The following is an 18,992-nucleotide window of genomic DNA, read 5'->3' on the forward strand; positions in this document are numbered from 1 at the left end:
AGGGCTGGGGAATGCATTCGGTTTTCCTCCGGAACGAGCGCGACACTTTCGAACCCGACACCGAGACCCTGGATTGGGGTGCTGTTATACGCGAGGGCACCAAGGCGTACAAGAGCCTCTGGGTTCTAGGCGGTGCCTTCATCGAGGAAAACAAACTGACCAAGGCGCCTTACGCCGGAAAACGACCCTGGTGGTATACCGGAGCCGATCTCTCGATCGAACTTCGGCGTCCCCACTACGCGTGCGTCCTCTCCGGTACCTACGGGCACGAATGGAATTTCTCGAACGATCGTCTCGATACGCAAACCGGCATCCGGTTCGCGATCATCGCCGGCGGTACGTGGAGGTTGAAGTAACATGAAAAAGCACAACCTGCTGATTCTGCTGTTCCTGGCTCTGCTCGCCGTCTTCGGCGGGTGTTCCAGCGACCTGGTCGTCCCGGAACCCGAACCGACTCCGATTCCGGAGTTCGGCGCGACGTTCAACGGCTCGCCACTTTCCCTGTTCCTGCCCTACGTCGATACGGCTACCCTCTGGGGAACCGTGCTCGACGAGCCCGACCGTGTCACGATCTTCAAGGACGGCGAGTTCTACGCGACCGGCACGGACACCGTATTCACGGCGCCCGAACCCGGTGCTTGGGACTTCGAACTGGTGGTCGTCTATCCGGACACCACCATTACCAGGGAGCTGACCATCACGGCCAGCACCCTTGAAGTCGAACCGGATAGCCCACTTCAGGGTATGATGATCGTCACACCGAACGGTTTGACGGCGCCTTTCCAGGCGTCGATCTCGCTGGTCGGCTGGGGTGGGAAACTGCCCTATTCGTTCGACATCATCGTGAACGGCACGGTATACACCGAGCCGACCATCGAATTCCTGGCCGAACAGCCGGGAAACTATGCGGTGGTTGGAACGATCACCGACGCCGACGGCAACGAAGTCACTTTCGACCGTAACATTTGCGCCGGCGCTCCTGGTGGATTCCCCGCTCTGACGCTGGATGCATTCGGGTTCGCGATCGGCGACATGGCCATTCTTGAAGGCCATGGTGTCGGTGGCGACGGCAACTACGGTTACCGCTGGGTCTACGAAGGCAATACTTTCTCGGAGAACCGCTTCGCGACCTATCCGAACCTCCCGGACGGAACCCACACCTTCACGGTGTATCTGGAAGACGGTACCGGCAACGGTTCCACTTTCCAGGACGTGACGGTGTATGTAGACACCGACGATCCGATTCCGCTCGACCTGGACGCAACGGCGTCTGTGAGCGGTATTGCGTTCCCGTTCGACACCACACTGTCCATGCACGAGTTTGGAGGGGACTACCCCTTCGCACACGAGTGGAGCGAGAACGGCAACGTTTTCGCGACCACCCGCAGCGTCAGGGTCAGCGTGATCCAACCCGGTACCCGATGCTTCGTAGCGAAGGTCACCGACGCGCTCGGGCATGTGCGTCAGGTGACGGTTACCGTCACTGCCCTGCCGCGGGAGAACGATCCCATCATTCCGATGACGATCTTCCCCAACGGCGGACCCCAAGACCAGATGGAGCCGGTTACCGGCCAATCTTGGGTGGTTGTCACTCAAGGATCTGGCGACTTCAGCTACGAGTGGACCAACGACAATAACGTCGTCGGCACCACCCCGTCAGTTGAAGTGATGGGGCTGATGGCCGGCACTCACAACTTCCATGTCCAGGTGACCGACAATATCACTGGACTTGTGAAGCACGGAGACGTCGCCATCCGCGTAAAGGCACTGCAGTACCAGCCGATGACCATTCAGGTTTTCGGTAGCCCGCAGGATGAAGTGGAACTCGTTACCGCGAGTCTCCAGGTGATCATCCAGGGCGGATCCGGCGACAACTCGGTGAAATGGGGATACCTCGAGCAGTTCCCATTCGCGACCACGCCGGTCTGCGAATATCGGGATCTGCACGCGGGTAGTCACCTATTCTTCGTCGAGGTGACGGACAACGTCACCGGCGAGATTCTGCAGAGAGAAATCATCATCCGCGTCCGGTCCGCTTCGGATCCGGAGACCGTGTGCTGGGAAGTGGAGACCGACCTGAAGGTTGGTCCGAACGACGTGACGGACTGCGCGTTCGTCACAACCGGACACCCGCACTGGCAGCGGGTCTGGTTCCTGATGAAGTTCGACACACTTCAGCGTATGCCAGTCTTGGTGCAATTCTGGTACGCCGACGGATCAGTACGCGAATGGCCGTTCCAAGACATTTACGCTCCGCGGCCAAAGACGATCCTGTTCGATGGCGGTGAGGCGTTGATCGAAGACGTCCAGGAGGTGCGTCTGATCTGGCTTGGTGACCCTGGCAAGTGCACCAATTGGGATTACCTCCTGGAGATCCACGGGTGCTACGAGGTACCCGAAAGTCTCCGGGAGCTTCCGGTGGTACGGGTGGAAAGCCAGTTCCGCCCCGCAAACTAGTCTAGTTCTTCGACTCCTTCGGGGGTCACCCCGAGGTGAGAGAAACGTTGCGCAAGCAATGTTCTCTCTTCCTCGGTTTTTTTATTTTCCAAAACAAAAGCATCCGCATTTTTAGCAGACTATAATAATTACAAACTACAATTTACAAATTACCAGTTACTGATTACCAATTACAAATTACGAATGCACATCCATCCAGTTCGCTTCAATAACAGCTCGGTCAAAATTCTTTTTCAATATTTCTGATGAACGAATATCCTGTTCCACTTTTTGTACTCCCTTTTCAAATGCTTCCAAAAACAAATAGGGTTGAATATAAAACTGTATTCTGGCAATTCCCTGCTCCGCGTCAAACTTCAGTATTTCCGGCGGAGAGACGATCGCACCGGTGTGCCCGGTTTCAATCATGGCAAATGTAACATTAAAATTACGGACAGATTTCAGCCGCTCGCGGGTCATTATTTTATTATTAATAAAATACCTAGCGAACTCCCGGAACATTGGCGCGCTGTCCGCCTTCAGCCTCATGTATAACTGGAAATTATTATGCTCAATTCCGTTGCGCAGGAGCCGGGCTGCTACATAATCCAGCGCTTTCATGCCCATGTATTTATCGTAGAAGGTAATGTAATCGGAATACCTTACATAATCCAGTCCACTTGCGAGCATGGTCATCTTTTTCACCGCAATGTGTGCAAGGAGTATTGCGGAAAAATACGGGATCTGATAAATGGGCGGCTTAGGAAAAGTAATCAGTTTACCCGTCAAAAGTAAAATCTGCCGACGCAATAAATACAGCGGTGCATAAGAAATATGGATGTCAGTGCATTCTTTAAACCTTTTGAAATACTCCTCCTCACCGCTCAAAGGATCAAAGAAATACAGCTCTAATTTCTCATCTAAATTCATACACTAATCGTACCATAATCTGTTATAAGGGTGAAATATTCTATACCCATTTTTCTTTTTCAGTTCGGATTCAATAAAATTCTTTTTAATCTCAATTCCGCGTGCATTGAGCGGGGTCAGCCCATTATTAGCCTTATTATCAAACCACCATACTCCCAAGTTTCTCTGATAGATTGGTTGCCGTAGAATTTTAGCGTAAGTTGGAATACTATATTCTAACATTCCCAGCTCTTTACTTGGCAGTAGTTGCCATTTACTAAAGAAATCTCTCGGAAAAACTTCCAGAATAAACAAACAGCATTTTAGCTTTTTATTGTAATTATATTTTTCTTCGATGTAGTTTTTAAAATTTAGATAAATTTTTCGGCTCAGCTTGTTTTCTACTCTGGTCCAGTTCCATTTTTTTTCAATAGACACATCCATTGTTCTGTAACCAGATAGAAACAGTTCATTCTTTTTTATCCCCGGGAACTGCTTTGCAATATTTCCTAATACAAGCATATCCCACTGAACTACCACTATGCTGTCCCAATTCAGTTTACTCCCCCGCTTCGTATACCAATCCAATATCATCAGATCACCATGAATCCATTTCCAGGTTTTTTGTTTATCAGAATAAGCTGAAGTATAAAAATTGTCCAAATATTTTCCCAATTTCTTTTTATACATTGTAGCATCTTTTTTTCTTCCACCATAAAGTCCGAATATCTTAATACTCGGATTATGCTTTTTGATCAGCTTCAATCTGTTTTCGCAGATTGCGGCTTCTTGATAAAACCAGAATAAAACAGCTAGTTGCATATATTTAGTATAGCATCAGATTCAAAAATAAAAAATCTCTTTCCGGATTGGAAAGAGTGGTAGCGTCCATGTGGGCGCCAAGGTACTAGGCTTTTGCGGAAGGCAACTCCCGCCAGGGGTACTCGACGATCTCGACCAGATCCTTTGGCACGTACACACGCCGTTCGGTATCGTCGGACCCGATCAGATCTCTGCGTTCCATGAAGGCCCGCAACTTGGTCGTAGCATCGACCGCCTCGGGTCTCCGCGACGCGTTGGCCGCGGTCAGAATCTCATTGAGCTTGGCGGGTGTTTTTCGGGGCATCCCTAACCGTCCTCTGTTTGTGACAGACTAAGACCCGGTCAGCGCTACCTTAGCACAATTGTATTTTTTTGCAAACTATTTATTACAGACTGATTAACCAGAGCTCCGTTTTATTTGAGGAAAGGATACTTTTTGACCAGCTGGGTGTTTTGCCACCAGTTGCCAAGTCCTATGAACCTTCCTGCATCAGAATACGTCAACCCCAACAAAACCAGAATATAAATAATGTGTTCGTCCAGGATAGGATTATGAACTTTTGGTAAAACAGCCGACCAAAGGAGCAACATCATTAAAGAACCGGAAAACCCGGCAATTCGCATCCCTATTCCTAGAATGAGCGCCATCCCCACCAAAAGCAGTCCCAACATAAATAGCCAGTCGACCAAAGCATTGCCGGCAATGTTCTGGTAAAAAGAAGCGAGTGGTCCGTCAGTGCCGAACTTCAAAAATCCCACAGTCGGAGAATTACCGGCCAGCCATGATTTATCCGTAACCGTGTCAAACCCGAGACCGAACAGTTTGTCGAAAAAACTCCAAAGCAGAATAAGGCCTAAAGTTATGCGTAGTATTCCCCAAACAGATTGCGCTTTAGTTTTTTCCATATTGAATTTTCCTTTCTATATTTTTTTACAAATGTTCATTAAAAAATGCCAGAGTGCGTTCCATAACCAAACCCCAGTCCGGTCCGAACTCGTGGTATTCGCCTTTGTACTCGTCTAATACTACATCCTTACCAGCGACCAAAAGCAGATCTCTTGTCTCGCGCGACCATTCTATCGGTACACTCTCGTCAGCCGTGCCGTGATGAATTAATACTGGATCATCGACAAGGTCAAAGTAAGTGCGTGATGAAAAGGCAGCAAAAGTTTCATGATCGCTCAAATCTCCTAATTCCTGCGTCAATATCTGAAGTTGTTCCTGATTATTGTCCGGTCTGCGCCACTTATTGAAATTATCCAGATAGTTTGTGCTGACCGGTGCGAACAAGACCACTGCGTCAACCATTTCCGGATTTGCCACCATTATATTCTGCGACACGCCTCCTCCCATAGAATGACCTAAAAGACCAACGCGATCTGCGTCAATATACGACAGCTCGGAATCGGCAACAGCCTTAATCGCGTTCAAAACATCTAGACTGTAATTATAATAACCCAAACCCTGCACCGAATACACGGAATCATCAAACGGGTCACCCAAAGCGTGACCGCGGTAGTCGGAATGAACAACTACATATCCGTTGCGCGCCAGATAATCCTGCTCGCGCTTTAAGCCCCGGCCGTTGGTATAGACCGCCGGGTCAATATAGCCATGATTCAGAAATAGTACTGGAAACGGACCATCTCCTTTCGGCACATTCATAATTCCGGAGACAGTCCGTCCATCGCTTTGATATGTAATGGTATAACGCGTATAACTGAAATTGTCAGATTGTACTACTCCCACTTCAAATTTACTGCCATCAAGCTCCGTATTCATAAGTTTCATAAGGGACTGGGAATGGTTTTCGTTTTTAACTGCTTGGCGACTTTCATCATTCGCTTCAGCCACAGTATTTGTATTTATTTCTGAAACTTTCGAATTCAAATTCGATTCTTGTCCATGTATAGGCGTGTTTGCGGGGAGCGTTTGATAATATTGATAGAAAATAAAAATAAGGAGACCAAGGGCTCCCACAATCGGAATGATTAGTGTTTTTCGCATAGGAGTTTTAACATAACATAAAAACGCAAAGACTGGAAATTTTTGCCAAAATTCCGCTAAGATAACAGTAACCATTGCGAGAAGCGGCATCAAAAAACACCGTGACGTAGCAATCCCACTACAATTTTTTTCGTTGGACTGGACAAAATATAAATATCATGTTATATATGATAGTCAGATTTCGCGCATTGCCGTGAATTCTGGCCTGTTAGATTGTAGGGCTCTTTGGCACTCTCTACTCACCCCGGCGGCCGTTTGGCTGCAACTACCAGAGGAAGACCGAAAGGATGGAACCTCACATGCGCACCCGCAAGACCGTTCTCTTTGCGCTCATCGTTCTTGCTCTCTGTGTGTTCGCCTACTTTGTTCCCGCCCAGTCCGCTGAGGACCACGGCACCTACCTCATCCTGGAGAAGCCCACTCTGACGCCGGAGGAGAATCTGATCCTCGACACCGCGCGGGAAGACCTCGCAGTGCTCGCTGAGCAGTCCGCGACCGCAAGGGAACTCCTCGAGTTCTACGATGCGCATGCTGTGCGTGCAAAGTTCATGGACAGTAACATGTTCGAGGTTCTGGAGGAGACGGAAAGCCCGCACGACTTCTACGTCGTGGCCAACCCCAATCCGATCGTGATCTCGGATGACGAGAACACGATCTACGCGCAGTTCTACTGCGAGTCGCGCCTTTTGATGGTCAGTTCCATGGGCTTCGGCCAGCTCGTCCGGGGACTCAACCTGGCGCATGGGATCGCCCACGCTCGGAATTGCACCGTGGAAGAAGAGCCGGATTCGGCACCTCTTTCCAGCAACTGGCTTGTGGGCGAATATCACGCCTACGACTCCGTCTTCGCTGTGATCAACGAGATCACTGACAACCAATGGCTGGAGGTGGTCGAAGAAAGCGCGCTTCAGCGCCAGCAGTCCTGCATGGACAATGGCCTTGCGCCGTACGACTATACCTTCGGGCTTTTGCCGGAAGACTCGACGCGGATTCACAACTGTGTTCCGCTGGAAAACCAACTCGACTTCGGGTTCTTCCGGACCGACCTGGTCTTGAGTGCCAACTTGTACACTGTAGAGCAGTTCGCCGAGACGGATGATGAATACGTGGCGGGAATCCTCAACTTCCTGCACACGGTCTATGCCGATTACATTCCGCTCGACGAACAGGAATACTAGTTCATTCGCCCTTTACGGGCAATTTTGAAAAGCCGTTCAGACAGATGTTTGAACGGTATTTTTTATGTATCACATCCTCCTCCTTCATAAGGAGAAGGAGGTGTAATAATACCCCTAAACTATTTATTGACCATTAATAATATCCCGTACTTCTTGTCCAAAAATAGTAAGATATTCAGTTAATTTTTTTTCCAGATCAATAATCTCATTGATACGTTCTTTAGCCTTCATTCTATCGTCAATTTCAGGATCTTTCTGGTAGGCACTGATGAGCGCTTCGCGTATGGCATTTAACTGTATTTGATTTGGAGTGCGAAACAGTTCAATATCATAACCCAGGAGCATATCGGTAATCTCTTTTGCCATCGCTACATTAATTTCACGCAGCCTTCTTGCTTCCACTAGCCCTTTATCAATAGCATACTTTGATTCAAGGTTTAATCTTTGATGAGGGTCTTGTACCTCACTATTATCTTTTTGTGATAATATATCACCGGTCTGCGAAGGACTCGTATCTTCTGGCACATCATTTTTTATGAGATCGATTGTCGCTTTCATTTCCAAAAAGCTTAATTCTTCCTCCATAGGCGTTAAAAGCTTCAATATACGAGCCTCCTCCACGTCCGGAGTTACCCCTTCTTCAGCCGCATGTGGATATCTAATTTCCCCTTTAGCCATTGTGTTTAAAATAATAATTATGTATTAATTATATCAATATGATGAAACTAATTCAACACAATAATCAACCTCTTTAGCTTTTTTCTGATTGCTTTATGTTCAGGAAAAAACAGTCCAACCAGATCCCAGAATTTTTTGGAGCGGTCCATCTCCTTCAGATGACATAATTCATGTACAATAATATAGTCGGCGATATTCATTGGTAGATGAATGATTTTATATTTGAAATTATGTATACATTTAGTTTGGAATTTGTGCCAAACATTTCTTCTTTTCAAAATCATCCGGGAAGAAATTATAATATTCACAAATTTCTGGATCTTTTAATTTATAGGCAAGTTCATTTACACATGCAAGTATCTCTCCTGATGGTTTGAATTCACAAATCCTATAATCCTTAGTATTATAAGCTACATTCCATAAACAGGAACTATAATCATCATCATCCATCCTTTCCCTATATGTATCACAATCTGTTTTATTTTCTAAGTAAGGATATGTACCATTAGCACAAACTATAAATTCATCAAATTCACCAGTTAGTAAAGAACATGGTTCTAAACTCTTAGATTCTATTGCTCTTTCCTTAAGACAATAACTTTTACTCCAATCATCATCAATATTTAAGCAATCTGCTGTTGTTATAGCACTATTTAATTTAATACTAATAATGCATTTATCATACCAAGAAGATTCTTTAAATTTAGCTTTATCACAAAACTTCAGATCAGTCATTTTTCTACTTGCTTGCTCTAAACAACTGTCTTTTTCAGATATCAATGAACCAACTCGATAGTCTAATTCTTCACAAGCTAAAATAACTGCATCTTGATCTATTGGGTTCTCTTTTAAGAGGATCCCTAATTTTTCATCTATAGCATTTTGTTTATCTTCCAACAAATCATTTGGGTTAAAACCATTAATTACTTCTTTTAAATCATCATAACCATCACTATCTGTATCAGGATTGTTATCATCTGTTGTAAATATAATTTCCAAGTATGAATTTATACCATCTTTATCATTATCCGTTTCAATCAATTTTCTGAAATAATCAGAATCTTTCTGATCATAACTTTCGCAGATACTCGCGATTAAATCAATTTCCTCATTGGATGTTTTATCAGGAATCCTGGCAAACTCCTCACGCAATCCTTCGTTAAAGTAAATAACATCATCTGGATTTTCATTTAGATAGCAAATAGAAACAAAATATAAATCTCCTGGATCTGATAAATTAAAATCTAAACTTTCTAAATTTTCGTTATGTGATACAGAATTTGTATTAGTTTCCTCAGTATTATTAGTATTGTTTAATACTAAATCGTTATCTGATTTTTTATCATTGAAAATAAATAAATAAACTGCTACACCTACTCCGATTACTAATATAGCAACTAATGCAATTATAATGTATTTTTTCATATAATTTGATTATATTTATAAATAGATTATACCATAGATTTCTAACTCAAATCTATACTCAACCTTTTCAGTTCTTTTCTAATTCCTTTGTGATCTGGAAAAGATAAGCTGACTAGATCCCAGAATTTTTTGGAGTGATTCATCTCCTTCAGATGACATAATTCATGTACAATAATATAGTCGGCGATATTCATTGGTAGATGAATGATTTTATAATTGAAATTTAGATTTCCCTTTCCTGAACAACTCCCCCATCTTGTTTTCTGATTGCGAATGGAAATTTTTTGATATTTAAAATTATATGTTTGGTTAAAATGTTCGACACGTTCATATGCAAATTTTCTTGCCGCTTCACGGTATTTCAAATAATCCTTCCTGGTATAAACGCGTGTTCTTGGCTGTCTGTTCTGTCTGAAATATTCAATCTTCTGAACAATCCAGTCATGTTTTTCATGCACAAATTTATCGGCAAGGCGGGCAGTAAACCGGAACGGCATAGTTACTACCACCGTGCCGTCGCTGTGCACAGCTAGCCGCATTCTCCTCGCACGCAGGCTTTTTCGGACGGTGTAGGTCAGTAATTGATTATTAATGGAAATCTGCTTTTTCATTTTGGGGATTTATCGGCAAAGTATTCTACCAGGTACCGGTGAATTACCGGCGGCAACATTTTGACATCCTTTATCTTTTCAATTTCAATCCAGGTAAATGAAATATGATCCTCCTGTGCTTTAATTGCTTCCGGGCTATCAATATTCAAGGAAACTTCATGCACCAAATTTATTTCGTGGTGTTTTATATTGTTAGTGCTATAAAAATTTTCAAATGCTTTCAGGAATTTGATTGATTTAACTTCAACTCCCATTTCTTCATTTATTTCCCTTTTCAAACCATCTTCTATTGTTTCCCCGAATTCCAAATGCCCGCCGGGCAAAAAATGTACCGGTGGCTGATCATTTAAAACACATACTAAAAGCTTATTATTGAAAACAATTATCGCCCTCAATTCTATTTCAATATGTTTTTCTTTCATTTAACCTTATGGTGTAATTTAGAGATTATTTCCACGATGTATTTACTTCGTAAATGTCTGGGTTGCATTGGCTACTATTCTTATCCTCCGAAATCTTTGGATTGAATATTCAGATCCTCCAGATATTCTATCTGATTGTCTTTAATTTGGATTGCTTGCTGGTCGTTCAATAATTTCACATCATACTTTGATTGTTCAATATGCGGTTTGACTATTGTAATAATTTCCAGTGTGCAGTGTGCGACAATTAAAAATGGTACCATATTCATCCCAGTAAAATCAGTAACACCATGTCCGTCAAATGCTTTATCATCTTTCCAAGTAGCCATTTCTATACTGGGACACGCTACATATGATCCGGCACTGGAACCGCAGTACACACCGCCTCTTGCCAAAAACTCCTCCAATACATCACGAAACCCGCTTTCTCTGATGCATTTGATCAGAAAAAAGGTATTACCACCCAGCATGTTGATTGCTTCTTTATCAGCCAAAGCCTGTCTCAACTGGTCTGGGGTTTTACCGTTTATGTCCAGTATTTCAAAATCCCAACCGAGCTCGCGCATCCGCTGTTCATGTTTTTTAATATATTCAACATTCGGTACGCTTTTTCTGGCTGTTGTAATATACGCCCATTTTATTTCGTTGCGGGGTTTGTCGAAAAGATCATACTTTCCGTCCGTTACATAAGTGCCACGGGAAGCTAATAAGATTTTACGCATTATTTTTATGTATAATTATGACTTCCCACTACCGTCAATTTCCATTATTGTCGCATCGTAAAGGATACTCAACTCTCCAATCAGCTCCTTTTTGTGCGCGTCTTCTAATTTACTTGCCTTAATAACCCCGATAATCTGGTCAATCTGCTGCTCGTCGATATCTGAACGGCTGATGGCTGTGATTAGATTCTCCAGCGCTTCGAACAGCTGATCAACTATTGCTTTATCGAGATCGCTTTCTTCGATCAATCCGAATATTTCATCGATCCGCCCCATTTTCTCATTGTCTTCAAATCTTTCTTCCGGTATGGATCCCGGTTTTTCAAAATTAATTACGGTCGTACCGGAATCATTGATGAATTTTTCCATTCTAGAGCGCAGTTCCGCCAGTTCCCTTTCGCTTTTCTCCTGGGCAAGTAGCCTTTGTTCTTCAAGTTCAAATTCTGCCATGGTCGTCAACTCGGCAGCGGGCGGTTTTAATGGTCCTTTCACCGGAAAAATAGGCTGTTTTTCTCCTTGGCGTCTTTCGTTTTTACTTGCATCATACACTTTGGCTGCTTCAGGTTTTTCTGATCTTTTCATTGTTATTTAATATTAATATTTGAATTATAATCTAGCTTATTTAAATAATTTTTTCATATTTTCAAAAACATCCCGATACTCAGTAACAATACCACTTTTCAGTTTATTTTCCAGCACTGATATAACTTCTGAATAATACCATATTATACTCTCAATCTTGGGTTCAGGTGCATTAAATGCCTCCCACATTCTGCTACCCGCCCGTTCGTATAATTCCATCATTGACCGCATATTGTGAATTTTATCCGCAGAACTCACCATTAAGGCGCCATAGCTGTCGTTTTCCAGATTATTAATATACGCAGTCTTTCTCGCCTGCCAGGTTGCTATACTTTTTTCACGGCTGTCGTCGGGGCTTTTATCCTCAGAAACTTCCCTGACAATACCGGCAACAGTTTTACCAAAATCTTTTTCCAGCTGTTCATAGCTATATCCTGAAACATCTTCCAAAGTATCATGAAGCCACCCGGCACAAATAATAGATTCATCATCCGTATATTTTTCTAAGATTTGAACAACGCCTTCGGGATGAATATAATACGGCGTGCTTCCGTCTTTCCTGGTCTGTCCTTGGTGCAGTTTAATTGCGGTTTCTTTTGCCCGCTCAATTATATTTTGATTTTGTGTATCCTGCATAACATCATTATGTCATTAGTCTCTAATAGATCATATTACGCCGCTTCGTCATCCTTATGCAAAGACATTGTTGAAATCAGACCATTCAGATCCAGGATTAATCCTTCTTTTCTGATATCATCTAATTCAGTAGCATTAATTAATTCAATTATTTTGTCTGTTTTTTCCTGATCTATTTCTTCCGAAGTAACTTCGAAAATCAAATTAAACATCGTTGTTTCTAGATCATAGACTGTCTTACTATCAAGACCACTTTCTTTAATGATTGCTAGTATTTCTTGCCCACTACTCATTTCCTGTTTATCTTTGACATTTGTATTTTCATCAGATTGATATCCGTCAATCTCACCAGCGAATCTATCCATTAAAGCTTGCCATTTTGCCTTCTCCCGATCACTTTCTTCCTCTACTTTTTGCTTGAGATCCTCCAGCATTTCGAATTCTTCCATAGATATTACATTTGCGGCTGCAGGTTTGGAATCATTTCCTGTTTCTCCTACCGGAAGAATAGGCATTTTTTTACCCTTATCCATTAATCCTCCTTCTTCTTCGTTGGCATCATAAATCCTGGCTGATTCTCTTCTATTCATTGCTATTTAATATTAATATTTGGATAAATTATATAACATCATTATACCATCGGAAGGCAATATTTATCTTCTTCGGATAGAATTGATGTATCTTATCAAAATAGGTATCAACATAACAGCCGCTGTCGGAACGACGGCAAATATAGCCGCTCCGATTAAAATTGTTAATATATTGTTACTACTGACCGTTGTAACGATTACTATAATAAATAAAAATAATGTCAAAAAATACGTCGTGAGAATATGTATGAAAAGGCTGGGGGTTTTACTATCGATTTTCATCTTTGCCGTATATGCAGCCACCAAGATAATACCAAAGAGAAATGCACGGCCAAAACCCAAAAATTCTCCATTTCCAATCTGCCGCGGTCCAAAAGATATTGTTGAAAAGACAACCACAAAAACTGCGGTTAACCAATAGTTTAAACGTTCACTGCGAATAATCGGTTTGTTTATTTTATGCATAATATTATTATACCATTGAGAGGATAAATAAAAAACAGCACCATTGAAGAAAGAATCTGGCTTTTAATTTGTCATTTCGAGCGGAGCCGAGAAATCTATAGACTTCTCCACTGCGGTCGAAGTGACAGACGTATCACCTGTGGTTGCCTACCCCCTCGCCTCATTAATAAAATCCTTCTGCATTTTATGCACCATATTCTTCCCTAATTCCTTCAGCCGGTCAGAATCCATCTGCGAACGGATAATTAATTCCCGGTTCAAACCAACCACCGCTTTGTTCACTTCCAGCGCTTTGTTATTAATTCCCGTCAGTTTAATACCGTCCAAAGTCCGCACGCGGGACAGGGCCACATATCCCATCCCACATTCAAAAGCCCGGCTTAAGTCAATCTCAGCCGCCTCTAAACTCATCCCCTGACTTTTGTGCACGCTGATCGCCCACGCTAAACGAAGTGGCACCTGATCCACCTCTGCGATTACTTTTCCATCTTCCTCAATCGCCCAGCTTTCCGGCTCAGCCACAATCCGCTTACCAGAACGCAGTTCTACTACAGGCCAGCCATGTTCCGAATTAAAATCCAATACCGTACCGAGCGATCCGTTGACATATCCTTTGTTGAAATTATTTTTCACAAACATCACGATCGCTCCACGCTTCAGCGTAATCGTTTCCGGCGCCAGACACCCCTTCTTCAATGTTTTCACAAGTTCTGTAGCACCGTTATAATCCATCTCAAACTCCACGGATTTTCCCTGAATCTTGGCAAGCTCGCGATTATTGATCGCATCCACATCCGCGTTGTGCGTATTCAGTTTTGTCGGGATCACCCCCCGGTCGATTTCAATATTCAGGCGGGACATCAGCGTACTGATCGTCTCCGCGGTTACGCGGTCATCACGGATATCATTCAAAACTTTGGTAAACACCTGGTCGGACTGACGGAACTGCTCGTCCAGATAACAGATCTTCATTTCCATCTCCGTCCAGACGGAAGACTCAGTGGCAAATTCACTTTTCTCTTCATCTGAACTTCGGTTAATCGGAGGTAGTTGAAAGAAATCCCCGGACAAGATCACCTGCATCCCGCCAAACGGCACATCCTGTTTTTTCCCGATCCTACATATCGCATCGACAAGGTCCAGCTGACGGTGCCCCAGCATGGATATTTCATCTATGATTAGAACTCTGGCCCCCGCGATCCTTTTCTTCAGATGAGGCTTCTTCAGAATCTTCCGGATTTCTGACTTGGTCATCGTCAAATTAATACCCATCCCCGCCCAGGAATGAATCGTCCGCCCTTCCATATGGGTCGCCGCAATGCCCGTGGACGCGGTCACTCCCACCGCCACGTCATTCCGCTCCAGGTATTCAATATATTTGTTTAATAAAAAAGTTTTGCCGCTCCCGGCAAATCCCGTTAGAAACACATTGTGTCCCATTTTCAATATATCCAGCGCTTCCGATTGCTTCATTACAATTCTCAAATATTTATCTTCGTGCGGATATTATAGCATTGAGTGAATAATAAATCTGCACCCTAATCCCTATCTCCTAAACCCTTATCCCTAATAAATCAAAAAACCCTCATTTAAAGGGTCCCAATTAACTTCCGACGAGTGGCGTTTTCTATCCTGATAACCGCTGTATTACTTGGGTTGGACGTATCAACGCTATTAACTCATTCCGAGAAAAACTGATACTGTTTGGTTTCTGTTTGCCTGATCTTCGCAACAACACGCAATTTATTGTGTGTCTGTATTACTTTCTGAAGTGCAACTTATAAACCATTAAATACTTGAGATTATATGATAGCATGCCTTGGTATTGGTGTCAATAGCGCTCCTTACCTCCCCTCCGGAACATGATTTTAAATAGTAATAATCTTCTGCTCCCCTCCTTGATAAGGAGGGGAAGGACATGCCGGGTCCTTAGATTGAGAAATGATTTTCAGGGGGAGGTATGTGAACGGGATTGCCACGCCACGCTCAGCGGAGCTCACAATGGTTGCTATTTTTTACCCTAGTCCCAAATCCGCCCATTGACAAAAACCCATTTCAATGATAACCTATGTGGTCCACCGAATTCGCGGCTGGGCAGACTGTTCATTTTGTCTCCAAATGGAGGTGGAAAAGTTGTCTACGGAAGTTTCGTTGAAGAAGATTGCATACCCGAAAACGATTCCGCACCTGGGACCGGAAGCCTATGTGGCCTATGCCATCATGGCACGGTGCGTCGTTTTCTCAGGACTGACCCCGAACACAACGTCCACGGTCAACGCGGCCGAGAACATCATCATGGCAATCTGCCGGGCAGAAGGTATGGAGCCGAACAAGTTCGCCTTCTTCGACCTGCAGACCAGCCAGACCTATGGCCGATTCGAGCCAGGGGAATTCGAGCTCTCCCTCCTGGAATTCAACTACATCCCCCATTTCTGCGGAGCGGTTTACAAAGGTAGCGACGGCAGTGTGACGATCGGTACCAGCGGTCCGATCCAGGTAATGAGCTGGGAACCGTTCCCGTACTCACCGGAAGTGGTCAAGCTCTTCGCCGAGCAGATCGGCCCGAACCCGCGGCAGATCAACTACGGCTAGACAACCGTCCCTCTTGATTCAAGAGTGCGGCGGTTTTTTCTTTGTGTTGAAATATATGGTTATCTTTACACGGTTATTCCGCAACCAGTATTACACCTAGAGCGACTATAACTATATCAACAAAGTATGAATCAGTACCATTTATAAATCATCACCGGAAACTTTTTTAACCATCTGTGATATACTGAACGTATAATCATTCATACGATATATATGAATAAAAAAAGATTATTGATTATTATAATAATATGCGTGGTTGCCATTCTTGGTGCATTAATTTGGTATAATAATTCAAAAACAAATGCCAATAAAAATCCATATTTAACCGCGGAACAACAAAGAGATGTTGATGCATGTGATGCAAAAGGCGGAAAGATTTATGGAAGTGCTGAGGGTGAAGTAGTGTGTGCATTACCTTATGCTGACGCAGGAAAAGAATGTACCAGTTCCGATCAATGTGAAGGTGATTGCGTTACACACAAACTCAGTGACCTTGGTATAAAAGGAACCTGCCAGATTAATACGTTTGGTAATAATGGCTGTGAAACTGCAATTGAAAAAGAATATTTGCAATATTGGATGGGTGACGCTGGATACAGATGTACCGCTGAAAACTGGCAATCTGTTTGTGACAGCAAGTGTATAAAATAGTTAAATAAAAATCCCCTGCTCTAATCACCGGGGATTTTTTGATTTTATAATTTTTCATTGTTATTCTCGGACGTCTACGCAGAATTACATTCAGAATATTACTTTTTAAACCGCCTTAAAAATTCTTCACGTGACATTCGGAAATTCGGATAAAAATCATCGTCATTTTCACCATCTATTTTAAACCCCATTCGACTGAATAATGGATGTTCCAATAGAAGCGAACTTCCACGTACTTCCTGAATTGCTTCGTCATCTTCAATCACTCTTACAAGATTTTGAAATGATGATTTTATTTGGCTGAGATTTGGCGCTTCGGCCATCGGCGGGACATGCAAAATTAGTTCATGCTGTTCACCCAGTTCGTAATTGAAAAACCCGGCATCCTGCCAGCGTTGCCGTGCTTCTTGTTCATGAATCAGCATATCATTATATTCGGGTGCTCCGGAAAACTCGAAATCAATAACTTTGGCATATATTTGCTCCACATCGATAAATGCCTGATCATAGTTTTCTTTTTCATTCAGATCATAATCCGGCAGAGCATTGATAGCATTAATCAGTTCCTCGATAAATCCGGTAAGTTGGCCGTTCGCTTCCTGTCCTTTATCAAATGTTTTCATGAGCATATCCCGTGGTTGGATACCCTTACGTTGGCATCGTCGAAGGATTAAATCAATATTAGTGGCAACAGTTTCAATCCGTCGTTCCTTGGTCAAACCAAGAATTTTAATCTGCTCAGTTTTTCCATTAGCTGTCTGCTCGATTCTATTCATATTCATATTTTTCTTTGTCTTTAAAAATGATCAAGGAATTCATCGAGGCGAGCAAGCGTTCGACTGAAGCTCACGCCGACGGCTCGCCACCTACACCCCTATCCCCTAATCCCTAAACAATAATCACCTCTCCATCATGCAGGGCTTTGTAAGTAATATTATTTTCTTTCAAGTATTCAATCTCCTTATCAATATCCGCGGATTCCGGATGGTCGGACTGCCAGTGCGGAACAAAAGTATAATCCAATATAGACAGTCCCTCCCAGATTGTCGGCAGATCGCCGTATGGTTTCGCTTCAGGATCATCAACCAGTTCATAACCACGCAGGCTGGGACTGAGCACACAGACACCCGCGCTGTAAGCGGCATATAATAGATCATCACGTTTCATCAGTTTATGAAACAGCTTATCAAAACCACTTAAATACATCGCCTGTCGCAGTACAAAAACGTTACCCCCTCTAACCCAAATTACTCCGTATTCAGAAATTTTATGCTCCAGTTTTTCCGGCTGGTTAAAATATTCCCTTAAATCCAGTTTCTCTACTTTTAAACCGTGACCTTCTAATAATTCAATCTCGCGTTGTTCACTCTGCTCTCTTTTTGTCTTGTCAGAAACAGAATCCAGAGCATTACTGATATATGCCAGCCGCAAATTTCCTTTGGGAATGAGGTTTCTAAATTTCTCCACCTCATTACCCAGCTTGAATGAAGAAAGGTAAAGTTTCATGACAAAATATCCTGCACTCTTCCCACCTCGCCGGATTCCAGGCGTACTTTTATTCCATGCGGGTGGCTAGCGGAGCTAGTCAGAATATCCTGAACAACACCTTCGGTTAATTTTCCCGTTCTTTGATCCTCTTTTTTGACTACCGCTACGCGCAGACCTTTCGATATGCTTTCTCGTGTTTGTCCGTTCATATAATTATTGGCATCAGACTAATTATTTTTATTATCACCAATCTTAGTTTATGGCAACCAGCACCTAATTGCATCATTGCCTCTGTATGGATCAATAGTTTTTTCACATTTAGCTATTTTCTGCTGTTCTACACTCAAGCTCATTGCCCCCGGATCAACCCATAATTGATTTGCCTTTCCATTCTCAAATTGCTTAGGTTCAAATTTGCAATCTAAACCTTTCATATACGATCCTCCACAGAACCCTTCTGTATCATCTAAGCTTTCTGCTGCACAATAATTACTTATACATTCATCACCATCGGTACATGTTTTTCCTTCATCTTCTGCCCTTAATTCGCATCCATAACCGTAGTATACTCTGCCCTCTTCCGTGCTAGGACCAAATGCAAAAACACATCCACGAATGCTAGTACAACTATCAGTAAAATCTTTGATTGCTTCATCCCCAGGTTTATTTATTACATTATTACCGCCATAATTATATATTACAACTAAAACAATGATGACAATCAAACCCAGTATCGCAGAAACAACCAATGGTTTTTTCATAAATTCGTCATTAATC

General features: G+C 43.1%; 25 protein-coding genes. 5 read left to right on the forward strand and 20 right to left on the reverse strand.

The features are described from left to right. Together WCW66_03830 and WCW66_03835 are read left to right on the forward strand one after the other, a co-directional pair. A partial coding sequence (locus WCW66_03830) for a hypothetical protein (GenBank protein ID MFA6391850.1) occupies positions 1-356 on the forward strand: 356 nt, incomplete at its 5' end. A gap of 1 nt (position 357) precedes the next feature. Further along, entirely contained in the window at positions 358-2,457 is a 2,100-nt protein-coding gene (locus WCW66_03835) for a hypothetical protein (protein MFA6391851.1), read from the forward strand. Between the two features lie 177 nt (positions 2,458-2,634). Here the strand turns inward: WCW66_03835 and WCW66_03840 are convergent, their stop codons facing one another. The 5 genes from WCW66_03840 to WCW66_03860 form a co-directional block, all read right to left on the reverse strand. Continuing rightward, on the reverse strand, positions 2,635-3,366 hold the full coding sequence (locus WCW66_03840; protein ID MFA6391852.1) for a hypothetical protein: 732 nt from the start codon (positions 3,364-3,366) through the stop codon (positions 2,635-2,637). Positions 3,367-3,369: 3 nt separating this feature from the next. After that, entirely contained in the window at positions 3,370-4,167 is a 798-nt protein-coding gene (locus WCW66_03845; protein MFA6391853.1) for a hypothetical protein, read from the reverse strand. An 85-nt stretch (positions 4,168-4,252) separates the two neighbouring features. Next, positions 4,253-4,471: a hypothetical protein gene (locus WCW66_03850; protein ID MFA6391854.1), complete on the reverse strand. Its 219-nt coding sequence runs from the start codon at positions 4,469-4,471 to the stop codon at positions 4,253-4,255. A 110-nt stretch (positions 4,472-4,581) separates the two neighbouring features. After that, entirely contained in the window at positions 4,582-5,073 is a 492-nt protein-coding gene (locus WCW66_03855; protein ID MFA6391855.1) for a hypothetical protein, read from the reverse strand. A gap of 25 nt (positions 5,074-5,098) precedes the next feature. Further along, positions 5,099-6,058, reverse strand: a complete 960-nt coding sequence (locus WCW66_03860; protein ID MFA6391856.1) for an alpha/beta fold hydrolase — start codon at positions 6,056-6,058, stop codon at positions 5,099-5,101. Between the two features lie 416 nt (positions 6,059-6,474). Here WCW66_03860 and WCW66_03865 point away from each other — a divergent pair, with 416 nt between their 5' ends. After that, positions 6,475-7,353, forward strand: a complete 879-nt coding sequence (locus tag WCW66_03865) for a hypothetical protein (protein ID MFA6391857.1) — start codon at positions 6,475-6,477, stop codon at positions 7,351-7,353. Positions 7,354-7,476: 123 nt separating this feature from the next. Here WCW66_03865 and WCW66_03870 read toward each other — a convergent pair whose 3' ends face one another. The 11 genes from WCW66_03870 to WCW66_03920 form a co-directional block, all read right to left on the reverse strand. Next, positions 7,477-8,031 (reverse strand): hypothetical protein, encoded by a 555-nt coding sequence (locus WCW66_03870; GenBank protein ID MFA6391858.1) that lies wholly within the window; start codon positions 8,029-8,031, stop codon positions 7,477-7,479. 47 nt (positions 8,032-8,078) lie between these two features. Continuing rightward, positions 8,079-8,315 (reverse strand): M48 family metallopeptidase, encoded by a 237-nt coding sequence (locus WCW66_03875; protein ID MFA6391859.1) that lies wholly within the window; start codon positions 8,313-8,315, stop codon positions 8,079-8,081. Next, positions 8,272-9,456 (reverse strand): hypothetical protein, encoded by a 1,185-nt coding sequence (locus WCW66_03880; GenBank protein MFA6391860.1) that lies wholly within the window; start codon positions 9,454-9,456, stop codon positions 8,272-8,274. The genes WCW66_03875 and WCW66_03880 overlap by 44 nt, the downstream gene beginning before the upstream one ends. 41 nt (positions 9,457-9,497) lie before the next feature. Further along, the gene (locus WCW66_03885) at positions 9,498-10,067 is read right to left on the reverse strand and encodes a SprT family zinc-dependent metalloprotease (protein MFA6391861.1); all 570 of its coding nucleotides are present in this window, start codon (positions 10,065-10,067) and stop codon (positions 9,498-9,500) included. Next, the gene (locus tag WCW66_03890; GenBank protein ID MFA6391862.1) at positions 10,064-10,489 is read right to left on the reverse strand and encodes an NUDIX domain-containing protein; all 426 of its coding nucleotides are present in this window, start codon (positions 10,487-10,489) and stop codon (positions 10,064-10,066) included. The genes WCW66_03885 and WCW66_03890 overlap by 4 nt, the downstream gene beginning before the upstream one ends. An 80-nt stretch (positions 10,490-10,569) precedes the next feature. Continuing rightward, the gene (locus tag WCW66_03895; protein ID MFA6391863.1) at positions 10,570-11,211 is read right to left on the reverse strand and encodes a Type 1 glutamine amidotransferase-like domain-containing protein; all 642 of its coding nucleotides are present in this window, start codon (positions 11,209-11,211) and stop codon (positions 10,570-10,572) included. A gap of 15 nt (positions 11,212-11,226) precedes the next feature. After that, positions 11,227-11,793, reverse strand: coding sequence for a hypothetical protein (locus WCW66_03900; protein MFA6391864.1), 567 nt, complete (start codon positions 11,791-11,793; stop codon positions 11,227-11,229). A gap of 36 nt (positions 11,794-11,829) precedes the next feature. Then, complete coding sequence (locus tag WCW66_03905; GenBank protein ID MFA6391865.1) at positions 11,830-12,429, reverse strand: HD domain-containing protein; 600 nt, start codon at positions 12,427-12,429, stop codon at positions 11,830-11,832. Between the two features lie 35 nt (positions 12,430-12,464). Continuing rightward, a complete protein-coding gene (locus WCW66_03910; GenBank protein MFA6391866.1) occupies positions 12,465-13,019 on the reverse strand; it encodes a hypothetical protein in 555 nt (184 codons plus the stop codon). 63 nt (positions 13,020-13,082) lie between these two features. Beyond that, positions 13,083-13,484, reverse strand: a complete 402-nt coding sequence (locus WCW66_03915) for a hypothetical protein (GenBank protein MFA6391867.1) — start codon at positions 13,482-13,484, stop codon at positions 13,083-13,085. A 147-nt stretch (positions 13,485-13,631) separates the two neighbouring features. After that, the gene (locus tag WCW66_03920; GenBank protein ID MFA6391868.1) at positions 13,632-14,957 is read right to left on the reverse strand and encodes a PIF1 family DEAD/DEAH box helicase; all 1,326 of its coding nucleotides are present in this window, start codon (positions 14,955-14,957) and stop codon (positions 13,632-13,634) included. Between the two features lie 645 nt (positions 14,958-15,602). Between WCW66_03920 and WCW66_03925 the strand changes: the two genes are divergently transcribed. Both WCW66_03925 and WCW66_03930 read left to right on the forward strand, forming a co-directional pair. Next, entirely contained in the window at positions 15,603-16,076 is a 474-nt protein-coding gene (locus tag WCW66_03925) for a hypothetical protein (GenBank protein MFA6391869.1), read from the forward strand. A gap of 213 nt (positions 16,077-16,289) precedes the next feature. Further along, the gene (locus WCW66_03930) at positions 16,290-16,727 is read left to right on the forward strand and encodes a hypothetical protein (GenBank protein ID MFA6391870.1); all 438 of its coding nucleotides are present in this window, start codon (positions 16,290-16,292) and stop codon (positions 16,725-16,727) included. A gap of 98 nt (positions 16,728-16,825) precedes the next feature. On the opposite strand, the gene WCW66_03935 is transcribed toward WCW66_03930, so the two are convergent. From WCW66_03935 to WCW66_03950, 4 genes are all read right to left on the reverse strand, one after another. Beyond that, positions 16,826-17,509 (reverse strand): hypothetical protein, encoded by a 684-nt coding sequence (locus tag WCW66_03935; protein MFA6391871.1) that lies wholly within the window; start codon positions 17,507-17,509, stop codon positions 16,826-16,828. 106 nt (positions 17,510-17,615) lie between these two features. Further along, positions 17,616-18,233, reverse strand: coding sequence for a Type 1 glutamine amidotransferase-like domain-containing protein (locus WCW66_03940; protein ID MFA6391872.1), 618 nt, complete (start codon positions 18,231-18,233; stop codon positions 17,616-17,618). Next, positions 18,230-18,424 carry a YwbE family protein gene (locus tag WCW66_03945; GenBank protein MFA6391873.1) on the reverse strand — a complete coding sequence of 65 codons (195 nt, stop codon included), beginning with the start codon at positions 18,422-18,424 and terminating at the stop codon, positions 18,230-18,232. The genes WCW66_03940 and WCW66_03945 overlap by 4 nt, the downstream gene beginning before the upstream one ends. 48 nt (positions 18,425-18,472) lie before the next feature. Continuing rightward, the gene (locus WCW66_03950; GenBank protein MFA6391874.1) at positions 18,473-18,976 is read right to left on the reverse strand and encodes a hypothetical protein; all 504 of its coding nucleotides are present in this window, start codon (positions 18,974-18,976) and stop codon (positions 18,473-18,475) included. Positions 18,977-18,992: the final 16 nt, after the last annotated feature.

This window comes from Patescibacteria group bacterium, assembly GCA_041664365.1.
GTDB lineage: Bacteria > Patescibacteriota > Patescibacteriia > UM-FILTER-42-10 > UM-FILTER-42-10 > JAHJEX01.